The following is a 14,105-nucleotide window of genomic DNA, read 5'->3' as shown; positions in this document are numbered from 1 at the left end:
TAAACATAACTAATTATAACTAAATATATTTAAATAGAACTTAGGTTGTGCTACAATTCGAGACATGAAAGTAAAAAGAATGGGGGCGCGAAGGGGATGACCGGGTTAATGCGAAGGATATTCATTTGTTTGATTCTGTTTGGGGTTGCGACGATGACGGGGTGTACGGCCGGGAAGCCTGCTCCTCAGGTAGAGCTGGTCGTATCGGCGGCTGCGAGCTTAACGGACAGCTTGAAGGAGGTTCAAGCCGACTTTGAGCTCCATAATCCCGACATCAAGCTGACTTTTAATTTGGGAGCGTCGGGCACGCTGCAGCAGCAAATCGAGCAGGGGGCGCCGAGCGACGTGTTTATTTCCGCCGGGAATAAGCAAATGGCAGCTCTTCTCGAGAAGGGGCTTATCGATGGCAAGTGGCAATCGAATCTGCTGACCAATGAGCTCGTCGTCGTCGTTCCGGCGGACGGCGGCGTATCGCTCGCCTCGCTCGAACAGCTGGCCGAGCCTGCAGTGAAAAAGCTTGCGGTCGGTCAACCGGAATCGGTACCGGCCGGCGCCTACGCAAAGGAAGCACTTACATATCAGAAGCTGTGGGATGCGGTTCAGGCGAAGATCGTATATGCCAAAGATGTCCGGCAAGTGCTGAGTTACGTGGAGACGGGCAACACGGAGGCCGGAATCGTTTATAAAACCGATGCGCTGGCGTCCACGAAGGCGAAGGTGGCGTTCACGATCGACCCGAAAAGCTATAGCGCGATCGAATATCCGATCGGTTTGGTGAAAGCGTCGAAGCATCCGGAGGAAGCGAAGCGGCTGTACACGTATTTGCAGTCTGAAGCGGCTTCGGCTGTCTTCGTCAAATACGGCTTCCGCCTGCCGGGACGATAACGATGAGCAGGATGAATGGGGCTGCCTTCCTTGAGCCGGTGGCCTTGTCGCTGAAGGTTTCGCTAATCGCCAGCGCCGTCGTTTTCGTCGCGGCCGCTTGGGTCGCATGGCGCATGAGTCTGGCGAAATTCCGGGGCAGGACGATCGTGGAGACGTTCATCATGCTGCCGCTGGTGCTCCCCCCGACCGTCGTAGGGTTCGTACTGCTCGTCGTGTTCGGTCGGCAGAGTCCGGTCGGTCGGCTGTTCGAGAACGTCTTCGGACAGTCCATCGTGTTCAGCTGGGGAGCGGCCGTCATCGCCGCCGTCGTCGTCGCCTTCCCGCTCGTGTACCAGACGTTGAAGGTCGGTTTTCAGTCGGCCGACGCCGATCTGCAGGATGCCGCCCGTTCGATGGGGGCGAGCGAGCGGCAGGTGCTGCGGTTTATTACGCTTCCTTTAGCGTGGCGTTCGCTCGTGTCCGGTTATGTGCTCGGCTTTGCGCGCGGGCTCGGGGAGTTCGGCGCGACGCTCATGCTGGCGGGCAATATCCCGGGCCGCACGCAAACCGTACCGACCGCCATTTACTTCGCGGTCGATGCCGGCAACCTGGGCTTGGCCTGGCTCTGGTGTTTCGCCATGATCGCGATCAGCTTTGCGATGCTGTACGCGGCGGGCAGGCCGGGTTTCAGCCGACGTTAATGGCGGCCCGCCGGGCAAGCCTTTAATGGCTTCAGCGCGGCGTCGGCATGTGCCCGAAGCGCATCTGGAGAACCTCCTTTTCGATATAGATTGGGATAGGATCCGGATAGGGCGGATACAGGCCGCTGCCGCCGATTTGACGGTTGCTAGAGCGGCTTAAGCCCGGTATAATCGCTAGAGACAGATGTAGTTTCGAGCGCAGCCGCAACCGAGAGCCGCCCCGCTTGCCGCACGTATCGAATACGATTCGCTGCTGACCGGGTCCGGCCAAAGGGGAACAGTCCGCGTTCTCCCGCGGGCACGCTGGAGCCGTCGGCCGGCCATCAAGTCAGGCCGCAGCTGCTCTCGACTACGACCTCATACATCGTCGTGTCTGGCGGCGGAACGTTCCGCTGCAGCGCCTGCGATTGCGCGCTTGAAGCCGGGATAATAGCCTCGTCACTTGGGGAAGAGCTGGTCCGGTACGCCGCAGATGAGGCGACGATCGCTTCCGGATTCGACTGACGGTTCATTAGCTCACAAGGAGGGATCATCGTGACGTTCGGCGCGCGTATGCTGAAAACCGGGATTGCAGTAACCGTTTCCTTATACATCAGTTCGTTTTTGCACATCTCTTCGCCGGTTATTGCCGCGGTGGCAGCCATTTTTGCGATGCAGCCGACGATTTATCGTTCCTGGCGCCACTTTCTTGAGCAGCTGCAGACGAATACGCTGGGCGCGGTGCTCGCGCTTGGGGCAGGTATGTATTTATCGAAAGACCCGTTCGCAATCGGGCTTATGTGCGTGCTGGTCATCATGATTTGCTTAAAGCTGAAAATGGAGGAGACCGTCGGGCTGACGCTTGTCACGGTCATTGCGGTCATGGAAGCATCCGGCCAATGGCAGTTTGCGTTGAACCGCTTTTTGCAAATATTGATCGGGATCGGAACGGCATCGCTGATCAACATTTTCTTCATTCCCCCGAATCCTCGGGAACAGTTCGTGGCGCAGATCGAAAGCGTGTTCGCGAAGCTTTCGCTGCTGCTCCGGACGGCCGTGTCCGACGAGCTGAAGGAGAGCGTGTTTCGCGACGAGAAGCGGAAGCTGGAGGACGCGCTCGGCGGAATCGAGGCCAAATTCAAGCTGCTCGAAGAGGAGTACAAGAAGCTGAAGGGCGCCAAATTCAGCAAAATCCGCGATCTCGTCGTGTACCAGCAGATGCATGCGACGCTGCGCAAGGGGCTTGATGTGCTCGAGGCAGTGGAGCAGCATTATTTTCAGGCCGACCGGAGCGAGGAGATTGATAAGGCCTTCGACCGGCATCTGGAGAAGCTCATTAAGTTTCACGAGCATGTGCTGCTGAAATTTGATGAAAAGCTGAAGGAAACCGAGCCGCCGGAAATCGAGCGCGTGGAAGCCGACAGCAACCGGTTTATGCGCGAAATGATGGCGGAGAACCGGGAGCGCCCGGACGAGGATTTGCGCTTGGCAATCGTGGCTGCGTCGCTCTTCGATTACGGCTACCAGATCGGCAGGCTCGACAAGCTGGTGGAACAATACCACCGGGGCTCGTAACAGTGAAGGGGCAAGAGGAAAGTTCCCGGATTTCTCTCTTGGCGGATTTATTCTAAACTGGTGCATTCCCGCAGATAAGCGCCTATAATGATCTGTATGTATCACGAATCGATGTTATCGTGACGGATCTTTTAATCGGGAGGTCCTTTTCTTTGACTGTTTTCTTATCGATCGATCAATTATCCAAACGCCGGCACGAAGCTCCCGACCGTTATTTGTTTCAAGGGATTACCGCAGAGGTCCATCGCGGTCAGCGGGTAGCCTTGCTCGGCGTGTCCGGGCAAGGCAAAACGACGCTGCTGCGTATCATCGCCCGGCTGGACGCCATGGACGAAGGCGGTCTATCGCTGCACGGTCAGCCAGCCGACAATTGGAAGCCGCAGGAATGGAGAGCTAAGGTGAGCTACGTTGCGCAGCAGGCCGTGATGTTGACCGGAAGCGTCGAGGACAACCTGCGGACGGTCAGCCGCTTGCACGGCACCCCGTTTGACCGGGAGCTTGCCCGCACGTGCATGGAGGCATTAGGCCTCGGAGCTCTCGCCTGGAGCAAGCCGGCGTCCGAGCTGTCCGGCGGAGAGAAGCAGCGCACTGCCCTGGTTCGTACGCTGCTTGCCCGTCCCGACGTGCTGCTGCTGGACGAAGTGACGGCATCCCTGGATCCCGGCAGCAAACGCGCCGTCGAACAGTGGCTGAACGCGTGGTCGGAGCGGGAGGGCACCGCCTGCGTCTGGATCACGCACGATTTGGAGCAAGCGAAGCAAGTCAGCGATCGCGTCTGGTTTATGGCCGATGGACACTGCTGGAACAGGGCGATACGGCGTCGTTCTTCCGGCAACCGGAAACGGAACCGGCTCGTCGCTTCATCGAGTGGCCTGCGGCCGGAAAGGATGAAGCGAATGTCTAACGCCGCGCTTGCCTGCACCTTGATCTTCGTGGCGGTGACAATGGTTCTATCCATTCGCCAGAAGCTTGGATTGGAGAAAGAAATTGCGATCGGCACGATTCGTTCCGCCGTTCAACTGCTTGCCATCGGTTATGTGCTGCACTTCGTATTCGATTCGCGGCATCCCGCGCTCATCGTGCTGCTCGTGCTGATGATGATCGGCGTAGCCTCATGGAATGCCGGCGGACGAGCCAAACGGCTGAAGGGCTTACGCCTTCGGATCGCGGCGGCGATCGGCTGCACTGAAGCGGTTACGATCGGATTGCTGCTCGTGCTGCGCATGATTGAACCGACTGCCCAATACATAATCCCGATCAGCGGCATCACGATCGGCACCGCGATGATCGTATCGGGCTTGTTCTTGAGTCAAATGAAGCGCGAGATGGAGACGTCGCGCGGTGAGATGGAGACGCTGCTCGCCTTGGGAGCTACGGCCCGGCAGGCGGTTCAAGGCTCGCTGAAGCGTGCGGTTCGCGCCAGCATGATTCCGACGGTGGACGGGATGAAAACCGTCGGACTGGTACAGCTCCCAGGGATGATGACCGGCATGATCGTAGCCGGGGCGGACCCGATCGAAGCGGTGCGCTACCAGGTGCTGATCATGTTCATTCTGGCTTCTTCGGCCGCATTGACAGCGATGCTGCTCAGCCTGATCAGCTATAAGTTATGGTTTACCGCCGACTCCCGGCTTAGGGTCACGGAGGATGCGAATCGTTAAATATCGAAAGCCAGCTGCACCGGACGTTGTTCGGTGTTTTTTGCGTTGTCAGGGCTCGGACTAGTATGCTGACCCGACAGCGGTTTATAGGCCGTTAGCCCGTTCGATTGCAGCAGGCGGTCCAGCCGTTCCATAACCTGCTCGCGGTATGGCTTCGGCGCCGACGGCGAGCCTGCATACAGCTGCGCATACCGGCTTACTAGCGGAGCGTAATGCAGGCGAAGCGAATGAAAAAACCATGATTTCACCGCGGCGGTGTTCAAGCGGAGGACGGAGCCCATTACGAAGGTGGCGCCGCTTTGCGCGATGCGCCCGACGAGCGGCTCCAATTGCTCGGCCCCGTCCGTGATCCAAGGCAGCATCGGCGCCAGAAACACGCCGGCGTCCACGCCATGCTCCCGCAAGCGGCGCACCGTGTCCAGTCGCGGTTCGGGCGCGGGCGACATCGGCTCGAAGCTGCGCCATACCGATTTGTCCAGCGTGTTCACGCTTACGTTCACGGTGCAGCCGGGAATTTTCCGCAGCAGGTCCACATCCCGTAAAACAAGGGGGGAACGGGTTGTAATGCTGGCCGGAATATGATAGGCGGCCAACACTTCAAGGCATTGGCGCGTAAGCTGCTCGTTCTTCTCGAGCGGCTGATAAGGATCGGTGGCGGTCCCGATCGCCACTTTGCCGATGCGGCTTCGTCCGTTCTTCTGGCGAAGCATGCGTTCCAGCTGCGATTCCAGCGCCGCGGCCGCATTTTGCTTGAACAAGATATGGCGTTGGAAGGTATCGTCCGTATCCAATCCCAGGAATGTATGAGTTGACCTGGCATAACAGAAACTACAACCGTGCTGGCATCCGCGGTACGGGTTAATCGACCAGTCGAACGGCATCGAGGGACTTTTGACGGGATTCAAAACCTGCTTCGCGTTTATCGGCTCATAGTTCGCTCTCATATCGTACACCTCGAAAGGAAGGATTGACAAGAACACATGTTCTTATTTTTATCATATCGCAGCTTTACTTCCTTTGCAACAAGAACTGCAAAACGGTAAGGAGGATGGCAGAATGGCCAGAAGAAGAAGCAGAAGAACCGTTGTGCCCGGGGCCGGTTACGCCCTGGACCAATTCAAGGCCGAAGTGATGCGCAGGGAGGGATTCAGCACGAATTCCGCGCAACCGGACAACGTCAAGTACGAGGTGGCCCGATCTCTCGGCATCCCGCTCCAACCGAACGGCAACGGCCATTTGTCTACGGAGCAGGCCGGGCAAATCGGCGGGCAAATCGGGGGCGCGATGGTGCGCGAGATGATCCGGATGGCGCAGGAGCGGCTGGCAGGAAAATAAACGGTTTAGCGCCGCGATGATCAAGAAGCACACCTCCCGGGCGGGAAGGTGTGCTTTGGTGCGAAACACCTGTTCGTTACAATTACGCAGGGCACGAGCAGCTTGCATTTACGACCGCTTACTGCTGCGAATGCCGGGCATCGTATTCGTCCGAATATTCGGCAAGCGACTTGATCTTACCGTGGGGATGCGGGGACTGCTTGCGGATTTTCCACTCGTTTTCCTGGCGGCGTTTGGAATGGCTCATCTTCTTTCACGTCCCTTCTCGGATATAGAAGCAAGGTGCTGCCTTTTTAGGATGGCGGGAGGGCCGGTCCTTTATTCTTCATAAACTCCGCAAACGTTGTTGTAATCTATGCTTTGATCCGTTAAAGTGAAGATTCAGGGGGTAGAAGGAGCAACGGGGACGGAGGCTGGAAAGTGAGAACGTTTTTTTGGACAGGATGCTTATCGTATTTGCTCATCGGCTTGGCGCATGTCATTATCGGCGCTTTAATGCCCGAGCTGCTTGCCCATTACGGGAAAGATTACAGCGCGGGGGGACAACTCGTCGCCCTGCAATTTTTCGGATTTTTAATCGGCGTATTAGCCGGTCCGTGGTTTAGTCAGAAGCTGGGCAAGCGGGGCGCTCTGCTGGTTAGCCTGTTCTGCATGGCCTTGGGCGAAATGGTCTTCTTTACGCTGCCCCCATGGGGAATCGTACTCGCCATCGCTCCGCTCGCCGGCTTCGGATTCGGCATGGTGGAGACGATCATCGGCGCCGTCGTGATCGGGCACTTCGAAGAATCGCGCAAGACGGTCGCCATGGCCCGCATCGAAGTGTTCTTCGGCGTCGGCGCCCTGGTCATGCCTCTGCTGGTGTCGTTGTTCATCGCCGCAGGCTGGTGGCGGGGGTCATTTCTCGCCTTAAGCCTGCTGTCGCTGCTCGTCTTCGTGTTATGGGCCGTGCTGCCGCTCGGGCGAATGTCTGCTGTGATGGCGAAATCGGCGTCGAACGCCGTGCAGGCGGGCGCCGTGCCTTCGTTCAAAGGTCTTCCCGGCGGTTTGATCGGGCTGTTGACTTTGTTTATCGTCATCTTTGCTTTATATGTCGGCGCGGAGATGAGCGTCGCGAATTTCCTGCCGTCCATTATGATTGAAAATGTCGGTGTGAAGCCGGAGATCGGCGCGCTTTCCGTCACCTGCTTCTGGGGAGCGATGGCGGTCGGACGGCTGTTCGCCGCCCAATTGGCCGGCCGCTGGGGAAAAGCCCGTTACCTGCTGGTCAGCTGCGCCAGCGGGGCCGCCGTCTTAAGCTTATTCGCCATGGCCGATACGGTGTTCTCGAGCTATGCGCTGGTGCTGCTGCTGGGGCTATTGATGTCGGGCATGTTTGCGGTTGCGCTCGTGTACGCGAATGGATTTTTCCCGGGCATGGAAGAACGGATAACCAGCATACTGATCGCCTCCGGCGGCGTGGGCGGGGCGCTCATCCCGCTGCTGACCGGGTGGTGTATGGACCAACTGTCCGTATCGGTTGCGTTATGGGTGCTCGTGACGCTCTATGTGCTGCTGCTGGCCCTGGTGTACGGCGCATCCCGGATGCGGTTCCGTGCGAAGGCGGCGAACGTTTCGAGTCCCCGCGTGTAAGCGGCCGGGACTTGAATTTTACCCGTGTAACGGAATGGACACAGCGAAATACCCTTTCAACCGGAGCCGCAGGTTGAAAGGGTTTCTTGTTGTTGACACCATAAGGGAAGCGGGTGTAAGCTGCGGCCGAAGCTGTCCGTCGAGACGGCGGCGAAGAACTTCGCAGACACAGCGGCACGCAGTTCGACGCCCAGGTCTCCGAAGCGCTGCAGAACGTGCTTGTCCGCACCGGGAAGCTTCCGTCCGCGGAGCACGCACCGTCCGGCTCGCGCGGCGCAGCGTTACCCCAATAACCAGGAAAGCCCGGATTCGCGCATCTGCGCGTACTCCGGGCTTTTTATTGTGCGGTTTTGCCGACCGGCGAGCGCAGAACAAGAACGGCCGAACGAAATCGGGCGCCAACGTTCCGCTATCCTATGAATCCTTGCGGTCGAGATGTAAATCTTGCAGCGTATATTGATGGTTCCAAAGAAATTCCATATCGTATTCCGTCGTATCGCGCAGAATGAATTCAAGCAGCATCATCGCAAACGCGAGCGTAATGGAGGCGAACAACATGAGCCACATCAAAAATTCGATAAGCTGGGCCATTGCAAGCAGCTCCTTCCCTTTCCCGGATGCTATCATTCTATGAACGCATCACACAAAAGATGATAAGGAAGGACGCTAAATTCAAGCGCTTTATCGAGCGGTTTCACCCCGGCTTCGAGACGCTCTATAACGTTTCCGTGTCGCTTAGTATGTTCTTGAAAATTCGCGTCAAATACTTCACGTCCTCATCCGATAGCTTGCCGAAGTAACCTTCCACCACTTGCTTGCGGTGCTTCTTCAGCGATTCGGTAATCGTCCGCCCTTGCTCCGTTATTTCCAGATAGACGACGCGGCGGTCTTCCTCCGAACGGGTCCGTTTGGCGAAACCGCCGGAGATGAGCTTGTCCGACAACGAGGTGACGGCGCCTGCCGTAATCCAAAGCGCGTCAGCGATTTGCGAAACCTTCAACGGTCCTTCGTTCTCCAATTTTTCTAGTATGATGCCTTGTGAAGCGGAGACCCCTTGAATTTCAAAGCGGTTCCAGCTTCCTCGAATTCTGCGCATTAATTGGCGAAACGTTACTTCCAGTTCGTACAAATCTTGACGGTTTGGCATGGGAACCCCCTGTATAAACATAAGAAATCAACGGGTAAAAAAGCCCGCTGCAGGATAATACGCAAGAACTGGCGGCAGGTTTCAAAAAAGTTGCTGCCGATCATGAATATTTTAATTGACGGTACAAATTTCCTATGATATTTTACAGCTAAATGATTTCATTAATAAACTATTTTATCCTAAATATTTTAGAGGAGGGGACTGTTTGGCTGAAGCGGATCATCGCATCAAACAATTCGAGGAGCTTCTGCATGTCGTACTCCGGCAAACCCGGAAGTGGGCGGTCCCGCCCGAACTGTCCAGACAGCAGGTCGTTCTGCTGCAAACTTTGTACCGTAAGCGGCGTGCCGCGGTGAACGAGCTGGCAGACGATTTGCAGATTTCGGCGAGCGCGACGACGCTGGCTGTGAATCGGCTCGAGCAGACCGGTCATATCGGTCGAACCCGTGACGAAGCCGACCGCAGGGTCGTCTGGCTGGAACTGACGGAGATGGCGGAACGGCAGGTCGAGAAAGTTTGGCAATGTAAACGGCAATTGCTGACACAGTTGCTCAGCAGCTTGCCGGAGGAGGAACAAGAGCAGTTCATGTATCTTCTTCATAAAATGACATCTTCATTACAAGATACGCGACAAGATATGCGATAAGGGTTGAAGGGAGCTCGACAAGATGAAGAAAAAAGCGGTGCTTCTTACCGTGTTGGCCGTGCTGCTCATCGGCGGCGGTGCTGGCGGTTATTACTATTACCGGGAATCGAGCAAATACATAAGCACGGAAGATGCGAAGGTACAGGGCGATCTGCGGGCGATCGGTTCACTGTCTGCGGGCAAATTGCTGGAGTGGCGTTATCAGGAGGGCGAGGCGTTCGCTAAGGGCGACGTGCTCGGGATCGTGGAAACGTCCCCGTCGCGCGGAAATTCACCGGCCACTACAACGGAAATCGTCGCTTCCGAGCAAGGGACGCTCATTCAATCGAACGCCGTCCAGAACCAAACGGTGGCCCCTGGCGCAACGCTGGCGATGAGTGCGGATTTGAACCGCTTGTACATCACGGCCAATCTGCAGGAAACCGAGATTACGGAAGTGCAGGTCGGCAATCGGGTAACCTTTACGATCGATGCGTTCAAGGATGTAACCTTCACCGGGCGCGTAGAGAAAATCGGGCTGGGGACGAACTCCTCCTTCTCGCTGCTGCCGTCCTCGAATACATCAGGCAATTATACGAAAGTCATTCAACGCATTCCGGTTAAAATCAGCATCGACGATTATCAAGGCAAGCGGCTTATTCCCGGTTTGAACGCGACGGTGAAAATCGAGAAATAGCAACAGACACGTGAGCGGTAAGGGGGAAGCAGACGATGAGCGCTCAGAATGAACAGGAGAATAAAGGGGATAAGGCTCCCCAAGCCGCCGCCAAATTACCTGGATTCGCGATGGTGGCGCTAATTCTCGGGGTGTTTATGGCCATCCTCGATACAAGTATCGTCAACGTCGCCATTCCGAAGATGATGTCCGTCTTCGGCGTGAACCAGTCGCAAATCGAGTGGGTGGTTACCGCCTATGCGTTGGTGAGCGGGGCTTTGGTACCGGCAACCGGGTTTTTGGGCGATCGTTTCGGCTATAAGAAAATGTACGTGATTTCGCTCGCTATTTTTACCATCGGTTCGGGGCTTTGCGGCATCGCCTGGAGCAACAACGCGATGATCGTATTCCGGATCGTGCAAGCCGTTGGCGGCGGCGCGATGATGCCGATCAGCATGGCGATGATTTTACGTATGATTCCGGTGGAGCGCCGCGGTATCGCGATGGGCATGTTCGGGATCGCGATTATGTTCGCTCCGGCTACCGGTCCGACGTTGTCCGGTTACATCGTCGAATATTTGGATTGGCGGCTCATTTTTACGATCAATGTGCCGATTGGCATTTTGGACTTATTTTTATCGGCAGCTTTCTTAAGGGAGTTCAAATCGGAAGTGAAACGGCGTTTCGACCTTGCCGGCTTTCTGACCTCCAGCCTCGGACTCGCTTCGCTGCTCTACGGGGTCGGGCTCGTGTCAGAGAAAGGCTGGACGGATCACGAGGTGCTCGCCTTCGTCTTGACAGGCCTTGTCTCCTTGATCGCATTCATCACGATTGAACTCCATGTGAAGGACCCGCTGCTTGACTTGAGCTTGATGAAAAACTGGACATTCACGCTCACCGTGTCGATCTCGAGCCTCGTCACCGTCATCATGATGGGCGTGTTATTTTTGCTGCCGATTTTCCTGCAAAGCGTCTCCGGCCTATCTGCCGTCCAAACCGGCTTGCTGCTGCTGCCGCAGGCGCTCATGTCGGGGTTCATGATGCCGATAGCGGGAGCGTTATACGATAAAATCGGGGCCAAAGCGATTGCGGTTATCGGCATGCTGATCACGGCTTATGCGTTGTATTTGACCTCGCAGCTCAGCATGGAAACGTCGCACGGCACGATCGTCTTCTGGATGTGCCTGCGGGCCGCCGGAATGGGCTTGATGATGATGCCGATGCAAACGGCGGGGATGAGCACGGTGCCGATGGACAAAGTCGGGCAAGGAACCGCGCTGTCCAATACGATCCGTCAGGTCAGCGGTGCGTTCGGCATCGCCTGGTTGTCGATGCTGTTCACGGACCGCCGGAATTTCCACAGCGCGAGCTATGCGGAGCAGCTTAATATGTTCTCTACTTCGGTGACGGATCAAATCAACCGGCTGCAGAACTCGTTCGTGGCGCTCGGGCAATCGGCGTCGCAGGCCAGGGCCAGCGCGCTCAGCTACGTGGCCGGGCAGGTGCAAATCGAAGCGACGATCACGGCGCTGGACGACGTGTTTATTTTAACGGCGGCTCTATCGCTGGTGGCGCTGGCGCTGTCGCTGTTGATCAAGGAAAAGAAGCGCAAAGGCGAACCCGGCATGCCGATGATGGGCGAATAACGGGAAGGCCGACAGGAACGGAACAGGCGAAGCAAAGGAGCGAATCTGGAGATGGCACAATCAACGAATCATAAACAAGCCGCGTCGCGAGCTATGCTGGCGGTACTCATGGTCTTGCTGACCGGAGCTGCCGCAGCGGGCTGCTCGAACGCTTCCGCCGGATCGGACGGAGCGAAGATCGTCACGGTAGCGCGGGCGGCGACGGCTGAGATCGACGGCAAGCTGGAGCAGGAGGCCGACATCGTCGCATCCTCGCAGCTCAACATCATCTCCAAGCTAGGCGGGGACGTCGTCGAGGTATTGAAGAAGAAAGGCGATAACGTCAACCGCGGAGACGTGTTGTTCAGACTCGATGCCTCCGATATGGAGCGCAATCTGGAGAAGACGAGGCTATCCGGCGAAAATTTACAAGCGCAGCTCGATAAGAACGCAGCCGAGTTATCGACGAACAAGCAGGTGCTGCGCAATACGGTCGAGAAGCTGAGCCTGCAAATTGCCGATATCGAGAAGTCGTACAACAGTGTGAGGAACGATTACGACGCGGGAACGGCGACGAAGGCGCAGGTCGACAAAATCGAGACGCAATGGAAGGCGGCCCGACTTGACCTCGATACGGCGCAGAAGCAGCTTGCGGGGCTCGAATCGACCGACCCGCTTGCGCCGCTGCGGATTCAACTCCAGAGCGCTGAGCTGTCGATGAAAGATATCGAGGATACGTTAGCCGATGTGGAAGTGAAGGCGCCGATCGGCGGCATATTGACCGAATTGACGCCCGAGCCGGGAATGACGGTGCCGCAAGGGTTTGCCGCCGGTGTGGTGCAGCAGCTGGACCCGATCAAGATCCATGCCGACGTGACCGATCAAGCGGTCAAGCAATTAGCCGGCCGGAAGGAAGTGACGTTCACGCTTCAAGGCTCGGCCGACAGCTTCACCGGCACCGTAACCTACTTGGCCGATGTCATGAGTCCGTCTAGCAAGACGTACGTGCTGGAGCTGAGCGCTCCGAATCCCGACCGCAAGCTGAAGCCGGGGATGCGCGTGAAGCTGCAGCTTGGCGACGACGGGAACCGGCAAGCGCTCACGGTCCCGTCCGCAGGCATAGTGAAGGAAGGCGTCGACAACTACGTGTTCGTGTTGGTCGGCGATCATGTCGAGAAGCGGAGCGTTACGCTCGGGCGCAGTTCGGATAACGGCCGCGAGGTGTTGAGCGGCTTGAAGGAAGGCGAGCAGGTGGTCGTATCCGGTCAGCAGGGTCTGAAGGATCAAGATAAAGCGGTTATACGCAATTGAGAAAGAGATTGAAGTATTGGATTGAAAACATCAATAAAATGAACTGAAATTTGATAAAACCGAGCGAAGGGAGCGCCGGTCGGAAGAAGAAGACTTCAAGATCAGAGCAGAGGGAGAAGCCGGTGAAGCATTACATAGGTGTCGGTATTGGTGGAACGAACATGGTCATCGGCGTTGCGAACGAGACGGGGGCCACGGTCAGCCTGGTAAAAATCGCAACGGACGCGCAGCGTGGGGGCGCGGATGGGGTCGTGCTGTGCAGGCGGAAGCGATCGTCCGCCTGCAGCAGGAGACGGGCTTGGCGCCTGAAGGCGTCGGCATCGGCATCGGCGTACCGGGCTTCGTTGACCATGTGACGGGGACGAGCGTCTTTGCCGCCAACCTCGGCTGGTGCGGCTTTCCGCTGGCGGCGCGTTTGAGCCGGGTGCTCGGCGGGCTGCCGGTATTCGTCAACAACGACGTGCGCATGTACGTAGATGGGAGAAGCGACTGGCGGCGTCCCCGCCTTGCCGCAAGCATTTGACAACTTTTAGACAGATTCGGCAAACGGTTGTCCCGCTTTCGCTTTCATGTTAACCTTGGGAAGGCGAGATGTTTGGAATGAGTCGGATTTGGGAGCGTGAACGACCCTTGACGTACGATACGATATTTTGGGTAGTGATAGGAGCCGGCTTCGTGTTGACGGGGCTTGTCGGCATTTTATTGATGTGGAAAACAGGCCTTCTCCTGCTGTCCTTCCTGGCAGGCTCGGCCGTCAATATAGCGATTACCGCTTCAGCCGTCTGGTGGTGGGCGTCGGTATTCCCGGGAACGGAGCAGCACTTCGCCCGCATGTTCGGCATTTTCGGCTTAGGGGTATCCTTTGTCAACAACGAAGTGCTCTTGTTTTTTGCACAGCTGGCGATGAAGAAGAAAATAGGCGGCGATCCGCCCCGGGAGGAATATGTCGATTTCGACGATGAGGATTAAGAACAGGC

General features: G+C 56.9%; 17 protein-coding genes and 1 pseudogene. 13 read left to right on the top strand and 5 right to left on the bottom strand.

The genetic code is table 11. From position 1 onward, the window contains the following. Positions 1–96 precede the first annotated feature (96 nt). Both modA and modB read left to right on the top strand, forming a co-directional pair. Positions 97–885, top strand: coding sequence for a molybdate ABC transporter substrate-binding protein (gene modA, locus ACZ439_RS05900; protein ID WP_372813359.1), 789 nt, complete (start codon positions 97–99; stop codon positions 883–885). Between the two features lie 2 nt (positions 886–887). Continuing rightward, on the top strand, positions 888–1,565 hold the full coding sequence (gene modB / locus ACZ439_RS05895; protein ID WP_372813360.1) for a molybdate ABC transporter permease subunit: 678 nt from the start codon (positions 888–890) through the stop codon (positions 1,563–1,565). 323 nt (positions 1,566–1,888) lie between these two features. Here modB and ACZ439_RS05890 read toward each other — a convergent pair whose 3' ends face one another. Then, complete coding sequence (locus ACZ439_RS05890) at positions 1,889–2,077, bottom strand: hypothetical protein (protein ID WP_127606235.1); 189 nt, start codon at positions 2,075–2,077, stop codon at positions 1,889–1,891. Between the two features lie 22 nt (positions 2,078–2,099). Between ACZ439_RS05890 and ACZ439_RS05885 the strand changes: the two genes are divergently transcribed. The 3 genes and pseudogenes from ACZ439_RS05885 to ACZ439_RS05875 all read left to right on the top strand — a co-directional run bounded on the left by ACZ439_RS05885 (position 2,100) and on the right by ACZ439_RS05875 (position 4,780). Then, positions 2,100–3,119, top strand: coding sequence for an FUSC family protein (locus ACZ439_RS05885; protein WP_141333823.1), 1,020 nt, complete (start codon positions 2,100–2,102; stop codon positions 3,117–3,119). Between the two features lie 119 nt (positions 3,120–3,238). Next, positions 3,239–3,709: pseudogene (locus tag ACZ439_RS05880) on the top strand (ABC transporter ATP-binding protein); the annotation flags it as partial. A 306-nt stretch (positions 3,710–4,015) separates the two neighbouring features. Then, a complete protein-coding gene (locus tag ACZ439_RS05875; protein WP_127606229.1) occupies positions 4,016–4,780 on the top strand; it encodes an ABC transporter permease in 765 nt (254 codons plus the stop codon). Here ACZ439_RS05875 and ACZ439_RS05870 read toward each other — a convergent pair. Further along, positions 4,777–5,724: an SPL family radical SAM protein gene (locus ACZ439_RS05870; protein WP_141333885.1), complete on the bottom strand. Its 948-nt coding sequence runs from the start codon at positions 5,722–5,724 to the stop codon at positions 4,777–4,779. The genes ACZ439_RS05875 and ACZ439_RS05870 overlap by 4 nt on opposite strands. A gap of 112 nt (positions 5,725–5,836) precedes the next feature. Between ACZ439_RS05870 and ACZ439_RS05865 the strand changes: the two genes are divergently transcribed. Continuing rightward, the gene (locus tag ACZ439_RS05865) at positions 5,837–6,115 is read left to right on the top strand and encodes a small, acid-soluble spore protein, alpha/beta type (RefSeq protein ID WP_054797691.1); all 279 of its coding nucleotides are present in this window, start codon (positions 5,837–5,839) and stop codon (positions 6,113–6,115) included. A 118-nt stretch (positions 6,116–6,233) separates the two neighbouring features. Here ACZ439_RS05865 and ACZ439_RS05860 read toward each other — a convergent pair whose 3' ends face one another. Beyond that, the gene (locus ACZ439_RS05860) at positions 6,234–6,362 is read right to left on the bottom strand and encodes a DUF6254 family protein (protein ID WP_219996633.1); all 129 of its coding nucleotides are present in this window, start codon (positions 6,360–6,362) and stop codon (positions 6,234–6,236) included. 173 nt (positions 6,363–6,535) lie between these two features. On the opposite strand from ACZ439_RS05860, the gene ACZ439_RS05855 reads away from it, so the two are divergent. Then, positions 6,536–7,744 (top strand): MFS transporter, encoded by a 1,209-nt coding sequence (locus tag ACZ439_RS05855; protein WP_127606223.1) that lies wholly within the window; start codon positions 6,536–6,538, stop codon positions 7,742–7,744. Positions 7,745–8,158: 414 nt separating this feature from the next. Here ACZ439_RS05855 and ACZ439_RS05850 read toward each other — a convergent pair whose 3' ends face one another. After that, positions 8,159–8,335, bottom strand: a complete 177-nt coding sequence (locus tag ACZ439_RS05850) for a hypothetical protein (protein WP_164751755.1) — start codon at positions 8,333–8,335, stop codon at positions 8,159–8,161. 124 nt (positions 8,336–8,459) lie between these two features. Beyond that, positions 8,460–8,891 carry a MarR family winged helix-turn-helix transcriptional regulator gene (locus ACZ439_RS05845; RefSeq protein WP_054797696.1) on the bottom strand — a complete coding sequence of 144 codons (432 nt, stop codon included), beginning with the start codon at positions 8,889–8,891 and terminating at the stop codon, positions 8,460–8,462. Between the two features lie 205 nt (positions 8,892–9,096). Between ACZ439_RS05845 and ACZ439_RS05840 the strand changes: the two genes are divergently transcribed. From ACZ439_RS05840 to ACZ439_RS05815, 6 genes are all read left to right on the top strand, one after another. Next, positions 9,097–9,537: a MarR family winged helix-turn-helix transcriptional regulator gene (locus ACZ439_RS05840; protein ID WP_054797697.1), complete on the top strand. Its 441-nt coding sequence runs from the start codon at positions 9,097–9,099 to the stop codon at positions 9,535–9,537. A 22-nt stretch (positions 9,538–9,559) separates the two neighbouring features. Then, positions 9,560–10,213, top strand: a complete 654-nt coding sequence (locus tag ACZ439_RS05835) for an efflux RND transporter periplasmic adaptor subunit (protein WP_127606217.1) — start codon at positions 9,560–9,562, stop codon at positions 10,211–10,213. Positions 10,214–10,248: 35 nt separating this feature from the next. Beyond that, positions 10,249–11,838, top strand: a complete 1,590-nt coding sequence (locus ACZ439_RS05830) for a DHA2 family efflux MFS transporter permease subunit (RefSeq protein WP_127606216.1) — start codon at positions 10,249–10,251, stop codon at positions 11,836–11,838. A gap of 51 nt (positions 11,839–11,889) precedes the next feature. Beyond that, positions 11,890–13,128, top strand: a complete 1,239-nt coding sequence (locus ACZ439_RS05825; protein WP_054797699.1) for an efflux RND transporter periplasmic adaptor subunit — start codon at positions 11,890–11,892, stop codon at positions 13,126–13,128. A 256-nt stretch (positions 13,129–13,384) separates the two neighbouring features. After that, positions 13,385–13,651 (top strand): ROK family protein, encoded by a 267-nt coding sequence (locus tag ACZ439_RS05820; RefSeq protein ID WP_054797700.1) that lies wholly within the window; start codon positions 13,385–13,387, stop codon positions 13,649–13,651. Between the two features lie 77 nt (positions 13,652–13,728). Further along, positions 13,729–14,097, top strand: a complete 369-nt coding sequence (locus ACZ439_RS05815) for a hypothetical protein (RefSeq protein ID WP_230876126.1) — start codon at positions 13,729–13,731, stop codon at positions 14,095–14,097. Positions 14,098–14,105: the final 8 nt, after the last annotated feature.

Source organism: Paenibacillus sp. JCM 9796 (assembly GCF_055379675.1).
Note: the sequence above shows the minus strand (reverse complement) of the source record. Positions and strands in the feature narration are given on the sequence as shown.